Below are 7,070 nucleotides of genomic sequence, written 5' to 3'. Positions count from 1 at the left end.
GAGCAGGTGGCCGAGGTCGAGGAGGTGCAGGCCGCACGGGGCGCGCGCCCGGTCGAATGGCTGCTGGAAAACGCCGAGGTCGACGCGCGCTGCACGGGGCGGCGAGGTTCTGCGCGACGGCCCTCAGGACGGCACGGTCCTGCATGCGACCGGCGTGGCCGACCTCGACAGGCTCACCGCCAGCCATGCGCGCATGGTGGGCAACGCGGTGAAGGGACAGGGCGCGCTGCTGGATTTCAGCGCCCCTGACAGCCCGCAGCTTTTCGCCGACGGGCTTCATATCGTGCCCCATGCGGACGGGACCACCGCCATCGGCTCCACCTCGGAACGCGACTTCGACGACGCGACCGCCACCGACGCGCGCCTTGACGCCGTGATCGACCGCGCGATGCGCGCCGTCCCGCTGCTTCATGGCGCCCGCGTGCTCGAACGCTGGGCCGGGCTGCGCCCGCGCACGCGCTCGCGCGCGCCGATGCTGGGCGCGCATCCGCTCCACCCCGGGCAGTTCATCGCCAATGGCGGTTTCAAGATCGGCTTCGGCATGGCGCCGAAGGTGGGACAGGTCATGGCCGACCTGATGCTCGACGGGCTGGACAACATCCCGGCCGGGTTTCGCCCCGAGGCGTCATTCTGATAAACTCGAATCATGTTTGCCTGTCGCCCCCTTCCCGGTCTCGCCGCCATCCTGCTGGCAGGGGTCACCGCGTCGGCCGCCCCTGCCGCCGACCCCGACCCGACAGCACCGGCGCGCGACAACGTCCCGCGCGTGTGGCGGGCCATCGCCGGCGACCGGATGGCGCTTGACGGGCGCGAGATGGGCCTGCGCGGCGTCGAATGCCCGGCGCCCGACACCGCCAAGGGCCGGCGGGCCAAGGCATTGCTCAACACCTTCCTGCGGGGCACGCGCAACAGCCGGGGCATCCGGTGCAAGATATGGGAAACCGGCGACGCGGCCGAGGCCGATTGCATGCGCAACGGCAAGGTGCTTTCGGCGGTGATGATCGACAGCGCGTTGTGCTGGCCCGCCGACGAACCGCAACTCGACGCGGCGGTGGACCCGGCGCACCGGCTGGCCCTGCGTCATCCCCGGCCCGACGCGCTGCAGATCAGCTATTGGCGTGTGCGATCATGCACTGGCGACCATCCGGGCCCCTTACCCAGAACCTGCCGCCTCGCCAGCAAAACGTGGCCGTTTCGCCTTGCAGCAAAGGCGCCGTCGCACGAAACCGGAACCGCCGCAGGCTGCCCGCCGTTTCGCGGGCCCGCAGCATCAGGATTTGCGCCAGCAACGGCCCATGCACCACCAGCCCCCGATATCCCTCGACGCCGGTGGCATAGTCCATGTCGTAATGGATACGGTGGCCATTGAAGGTCAGCGCCGAATACCGGAACAGAAGCGTGGTGTCGAAGGCCAGCGTGTCGGACCCCGCCTCGTCATCCGGGGCGACGGGCGGCGCCGGGGGCGCGGTGCCGGGCGCCGGCTCCGCCCGGTAGACCAGATCCTGCCAGTCGGTCACGCATAGCCGCCCCGCCTGCCGGATTTCATGCCGCAGGGTGACGAATCCCAGCGCACCGCTGCGTCCCTGCTTGCGTACCGAGCTTTCGAGGAAGGTCCGCCGTTCCGCCACCCGGCCCGCCGCCAGCGGCGCGACGAAGGCCAGCCGACCGCCGGCCCACATCCGCCGGGGCAGCCCCATATCGGGAATCACCCCGCCGACCCTTGGATGGCCATCCCGGCCCAGCGCGTCGGGCGGCTGCGGATCCCAGAAGTAGAGCTGATGATAGAACGGCGGCAGCGGGGACCCGTCGCCGATCGCGTCCGCGCGCCCCAGCGCCGCCTGCATGGCCTGTGCGCGAGCCGGGTCCATCACGTCGGTCAGGGTTTGCAACGGTGTTTCCATGCGGGCAGGTTAGAGCCCTTGGAGTCGGAGGAAAATCGGCAAAATGCCGCCGCGCGGCGCCACCGCGCCAGCCGCGGCGGTTGCCTCAGCCAAGGTCGGCGCGCAGGGCCTGCATCCGTTTTTCCACCTGTTTCCGATAGCGGTCATTCGTCAGCTTGCCGGTATCGTCGAACGCGTCCCCCGCGCCCGCCACGGCGATCATCGGCCCCGGCAGTACCCGCGCCTGCAGCGGCACGAGACAGCTCAGCAACATGAATTGTCCTGTCTCGCCGCCCGTGCGCCCCGCATTGGCCGACATCACGACGGTCGGCTTGTCCTTCCATACCGGGCCCTCGACACGGCTCACCCAGTCCAGCGCGTTCTTGATGACGCCGGTGACACCCTTGTTGTACTCCGGCGACGATATCACCACGGCATCCGCCGCCCTGATCTGACCGGCCAGCGTTTCGACCGCCGCCGGCACGCCCTCGGCCTCTTCCAGGTCGCCATCGTAAAGCGGCAGCCGCAGATCGGCCTCGACCACGTCGGCCGGGCCGAAGGCCGCGGCCGCCTCGGCCAGCAGCATCCGGTTGAGCGACCCCGCGCGAAGCGAGCCGGAAATCGTCAGAAGCGTCGGGTTGGACATTGTTGCGACCTTTCGAATCCAGTTTCACACGTCCCTATCTGGGCCGCTTCGATGGTCCCGGCAAGCGGGCGGGTCGCACAGCGCCCGTGCACCGGTCCGGCCACCCCGCGGAAAAAGCCCCCGGACCGCCTGTCGCGACCCGGGGGGAAGGTGGCCAAACATGGCGAGGAAGAAGAGCTACCAGTCCGTCGGCCCCTTGTCGGCAAAGGCGTGGACCAGAAAATCGATGAAGGCGCGCACCTTGGGCTGGGTGAAGCGCCCCGGGGGGTAGACCGCGAATATCCCCTGCGTCTCGACCGGCAGGTCGGGGATCACGTCCTCGACCAGCCCCTCGGTCATCGCGTTGGCATACAGGAAGCTGGGCAGATAGGCGATCCCGAGCCCCGAGATCGCGGCGTTGAGCAGCGACTGCCCGTCATTGACGCTCAGGCCCCCGGCGGTACGCACCTGCCGTTTTTCGCCCGACGGCGCGGTCAGCTTCCAGACCGATCCGTTGGCCTGGCTGGAATAATGCAGCAGCTTGTGCTCGTTCAGATCGTCGATCCGTGTCGGCCGCCCGTGCCGTTCAAGGTAGGAGGGGCTGGCGATCATGCGCTTGGTCGTTTCGGTCAGCTTGCGCGCCCGGAGCGAGCTGTCCTCCAGCTCGCCGATACGAACGGCCATGTCGAACCCTTCCGAGATCAGTTCGACGTAACGGTTGTTGAGCACCATGTTCACGGTGATGTCGGGAAACTCCCCGAGGAACTCGCTCAGGATCGGGCTGAGGTGATTGACCCCGAAATCCGTCGCCACGGAAATGCGCAACAGCCCCGACGGGTCCGATTGCATGGAACTGACCAGCGCGTCGGCCTCCCCGGCATCGTTGAGAACCCTCAGCGCGCGGTCGTAATAGGCCAGCCCGATTTCCGTGGGGCTCACGCGGCGGGTCGTCCGGTTCAACAGCCGCGCGCCCAGCCGGGCCTCCAGCGACGAGACATGCTTCGAGACAGCCGACTTCGAGATCCCCATCTTGCGCGCGGCGTCGGTGAATCCCCCCTGATCCACCACGGTCGCGAATGCCTCCATTTCCGTAAGGCGATCCATACCCAATACCTCTATCAATTCCACGGATAGTTCTCGCCGGCAATTCGGGCACAACTGCGGCACCGGACCGACAATAATAGGAATTTGTGTTGGATCGTTCGCCATAAAGAAACGCGCGACGCGCGTCAGACCGCCGCCGCCACGCGCGTTCCCTGATCAATGGCGCGCTTGGCGTCCAGTTCGGCGGCAACGTCCGCGCCCCCGATCACATGCGCCGTCACGCCGCGCGCGGCCAGATCATCGGCCAGTGATCGCCGCGGCACCTGCCCGGCGCACAGCACCACGGTGTCCGCCACGATCACGGTCGGGGTCTCGCGCGCCTCGCCGAAGCTCACATGCAGGCCGTCCGGGCCGATGCGCTCGTAGTTCACACCGCTGATCATCTCCACGTCCTTCATCCGCAGCGTCAGGCGGTGAACCCAGCCCGTTGTCTTGCCAAGGCGCTTGCCCACCCGCTCGGCCTTGCGCTGCAACAGCGTCACCCGCCGCGCCGGCGGTGCGGGGTGCGGGCCGTCGGGCGCCAGCCCGCCGCGGTGATCGGCCGGGTCGGCGACACCCCATTCCGCCTGCCAGTCCGCAAGGTCCTCGGTCGGGCTCTCGCCCCCCTGCACAAGGTACTCGGCCACGTCGAAACCGATGCCCCCCGCGCCCACGATGGCCACGCGATTGCCGACCGCAGCCTTGTCGCGCAGCACGTCGACATAGCTCAGCACGTTCGGCCCGTCCTGCCCCGGAATGCCCGGATCGCGCGGCGTGACGCCGGTGGCGACGATCACCTCGTCATACCCGGCCAGGTCATCGGCCGTCACGGCACGCCCCAGCCGGGGCGTCACACCCCGTTCCGCCAACATGGTGCCGTACCATGCGACCAGCCCGTGAAACTCCTCCTTGCCGGGAATTTCCCGCGCCATGTTGAGCTGCCCGCCGATCCGGTCGTCGCGGTCGAACAGGTCCACCGCGTGCCCGCGCTCCGCCGCCGTCATCGCCGCCGCCAGCCCCGCGGGCCCCGCCCCCACCACGGCCACGCGCCGGGACACCGCCGCCGGGGTGATCCGCAGCTCCGTCTCGTGGCAGGCGCGCGGGTTCACGAGGCAGCTGGAAATCCTGCCGCTGAAGGTATGGTCAAGACAGGCCTGGTTGCAGGCGATGCAGGGCGCGATCGTGTCGCTGCGCCCGGCCGCGGCCTTCTTCACGAAATCCGCATCGGCAAGGAAGGGGCGCGCCATGCTCACCATGTCGGCCCCGCCCCCGGCCAGGATATCCTCGGCGACATCGGGCATGTTGATCCGGTTCGAGGTGATGACCGGGATGCCCACCTTGCCCATGAGCTTTTGCGTCACCCATGCAAAGGCCGCGCGCGGCACGCTCGTGACGATCGTCGGGATGCGCGCCTCGTGCCAGCCGATGCCGGTATTGATGATCGAGGCACCGGCCCGCTCGACCTCGCGCGCCAATTGCACGACCTCGTCGAAGGTGCTGCCATCCGGGACAAGGTCGATCATCGACAGCCGGTAGATCAGGATGAAATCGTCCCCCACGGCGGCCCGCGCCCGCCGCACGACCTCCAGCGCAAGGCGCATCCGGTTCTCGTAGGACCCGCCCCAGCGATCCGTGCGCCTGTTCGTATGACGCACGAGGAACTGGTTGATGAAATACCCCTCCGATCCCATGATCTCCACGCCGTCATACCCGGCCTCGCGGGCGCGGGCCGCGGCGGTCACGATAGCGGCGATCTGCGTCTCGATACCGGCCTCGTCCAGCTCTCTCGGCGCGAAGGGCGATATCGGCGACTTCACCGCCGAGGGCGCCACGCATTCCGGCCCGTAGGCATAACGCCCCGCATGCAGCACCTGCATCGCGATAAGCCCGCCGGCGTCGTGCACCCGGTCGGTGACAACGCGGTGATCGGCGATATCCGCGGGCGTGAACAACCCCGCCGCCCCGGGAAACACCCCGCCTTCGCGATTGGGCGCCATGCCGCCCGTCACCATCAACCCCGCGCCGCCGCGCGCACGGGCGGCGTAGAACTCTGCCACGCGGTCCCAGTCCCGCGTTTCCTCCAGGCCCGTGTGCATCGACCCCATCATGACCCGGTTCCGCAGCGTCACGTGCCCGAGGTCCAGTGGCGACAGAAGATGTGGATAGGCGGTCATGGCTGTCTCCCTGTTTGCGGGCAAAAATGGGCGCTCGCGATCCGAATGTCACGCCGGACGCCGCGTTACACCGTGACGGCCCGGGCCAACGGGCCCGCCGGCCAAGATTCCGATGGGCTGACACGGCCCGCTTGTGTACTGTAGGCGGGCCAAAATGGCGCGAATGCGCCCGCGAACAGTGCAAGGGACAGAAATGCAAGCAATAATGGAAAGCCTCGGCAGCTACGGCCCCATCCTGATCAGCGCGGTCAAGGCCGTCATCGTCCTCGTGCTTGGCTGGATGGCGGCCGGCATCGTGTCGGGGCTCGTCCGCCGCAAGATCAACGCCAGCAAGAACATCGACCGCACGATCGGCAATTTCGTGGCGAGCCTCGTCAAGTGGGTAATCCTGCTGATGGTGCTGATCGCCGTGCTGGGCCTTTTCGGGATCGAGGCAACGAGCCTCGTCGCGGTGCTCGGCGCCGCCACGCTGGCGATCGGGCTGGCGCTGCAGGGGACGCTCAGCGATCTGGCCGCCGGTGTCATGCTGATCGTGTTCCGGCCCTTCAAGGTGGACCAGTACGTCGATATCGGCGGCACCGCCGGTACCGTGGCCGATCTCAACCTGTTCTTCACCGAACTGGTGACGCCGGACAACGTGCAGATCATCGTGCCCAACGGGCAGGCATGGGGCGCGATCATCACCAATTTCTCGCACCATGCCACGCGGCGCTGCGACATGACCTTCGGGATCGACTACGGCGATGATGCCGACAAGGCGATGCGGATCATCACCGATCTGGCCCGCGCCGACAGCCGCGTGCACGACGACCCCGAACCGTGGGTCCGGGTGACGAACCTCGGCGACAGTTCCGTCGACCTGACAGCGCGGCTGTGGTGCGACGCCGCGGAGTACTGGAGCCTGAAGTTCGACATGACAAAGGCGGTCAAGGAAGCCTTCGACAAGGGCGGCATCTCGATTCCCTACCCGCACTCGGTCGAGATCCAGAAGGCCGGCTGACCGGCCCCGCGCATGGCGGGCGGCGCTCCGCGCAGCGCCGCCCGCCATGTCATGAATGCTTCCGATTCGGGCCGGTTCCGGCTACGATGCCCGCACAGGCAATGAGAACCAAAGGGCCGGGCAATGCGTAAACGCGTACTATTCACCGCTCTGGCGGGTATTTTCCTCTTGGGTGACATGACGGCACGGGCGGCGGCGGTGGACACGTCCCTGCGCCCGCAGCTCCGGCCCGGCTCGGGCGCGATCACGGCGGCGGCCATCGTCGTCACCGATGCGCCGCTGGCCAGCCTTCGGCCCCGGGCGCGTCC

General features: G+C 68.1%; 7 protein-coding genes. 3 read left to right on the top strand and 4 right to left on the bottom strand.

Features of this window, described 5'->3' with window-relative positions:
- The coding region (locus ACH107_RS28300) for an NAD(P)/FAD-dependent oxidoreductase (protein WP_412509078.1) at nt 1-634 on the top strand (634 nt) is incomplete at its 5' end.
- A 472-nt stretch (nt 635-1,106) separates the two neighbouring features.
- On the opposite strand, the gene ACH107_RS28295 is transcribed toward ACH107_RS28300, so the two are convergent.
- The 4 genes from ACH107_RS28295 to ACH107_RS28280 form a co-directional block, all read right to left on the bottom strand.
- Nucleotides 1,107-1,901 carry an acyl dehydratase gene (locus tag ACH107_RS28295; protein ID WP_412509076.1) on the bottom strand — a complete coding sequence of 265 codons (795 nt, stop codon included), beginning with the start codon at nt 1,899-1,901 and terminating at the stop codon, nt 1,107-1,109.
- An 85-nt stretch (nt 1,902-1,986) separates the two neighbouring features.
- On the bottom strand, nt 1,987-2,526 hold the full coding sequence (locus ACH107_RS28290) for an NADPH-dependent FMN reductase (RefSeq protein WP_412509074.1): 540 nt from the start codon (nt 2,524-2,526) through the stop codon (nt 1,987-1,989).
- A 177-nt stretch (nt 2,527-2,703) separates the two neighbouring features.
- A complete protein-coding gene (locus tag ACH107_RS28285) occupies nt 2,704-3,609 on the bottom strand; it encodes a LysR family transcriptional regulator (protein WP_412509072.1) in 906 nt (301 codons plus the stop codon).
- A 125-nt stretch (nt 3,610-3,734) separates the two neighbouring features.
- Nucleotides 3,735-5,762 (bottom strand): FAD-dependent oxidoreductase, encoded by a 2,028-nt coding sequence (locus tag ACH107_RS28280; RefSeq protein WP_412509070.1) that lies wholly within the window; start codon nt 5,760-5,762, stop codon nt 3,735-3,737.
- 193 nt (nt 5,763-5,955) lie between these two features.
- Between ACH107_RS28280 and ACH107_RS28275 the strand changes: the two genes are divergently transcribed.
- Together ACH107_RS28275 and ACH107_RS28270 are read left to right on the top strand one after the other, a co-directional pair.
- Nucleotides 5,956-6,762, top strand: coding sequence for a mechanosensitive ion channel family protein (locus ACH107_RS28275; protein ID WP_412509068.1), 807 nt, complete (start codon nt 5,956-5,958; stop codon nt 6,760-6,762).
- Nucleotides 6,763-6,885: 123 nt separating this feature from the next.
- Nucleotides 6,886-7,070: hypothetical protein (locus ACH107_RS28270; protein WP_412509066.1), on the top strand; the 185-nt coding region annotated here is incomplete at its 3' end.

The organism is Roseovarius halophilus (ex Wu et al. 2025), from assembly GCF_047086965.1.
This window is presented reverse-complemented; position numbering and strand designations above follow the sequence as displayed.

Bases quoted from the DNA above. Each gene is read 5' to 3' on its own strand.
- ACH107_RS28295 (WP_412509076.1), bottom strand. From the start codon at position 1,901: ATGGAAACACCGTTGCAAACCCTGACCGACGTGATGGACCCGGCTCGC.
- ACH107_RS28290 (WP_412509074.1), bottom strand. From the start codon at position 2,526: ATGTCCAACCCGACGCTTCTGACGATTTCCGGCTCGCTTCGCGCGGGG.
- ACH107_RS28285 (WP_412509072.1), bottom strand. From the start codon at position 3,609: ATGGATCGCCTTACGGAAATGGAGGCATTCGCGACCGTGGTGGATCAG.
- ACH107_RS28280 (WP_412509070.1), bottom strand. From the start codon at position 5,762: ATGACCGCCTATCCACATCTTCTGTCGCCACTGGACCTCGGGCACGTG.
- ACH107_RS28275 (WP_412509068.1), top strand. From the start codon at position 5,956: ATGCAAGCAATAATGGAAAGCCTCGGCAGCTACGGCCCCATCCTGATC.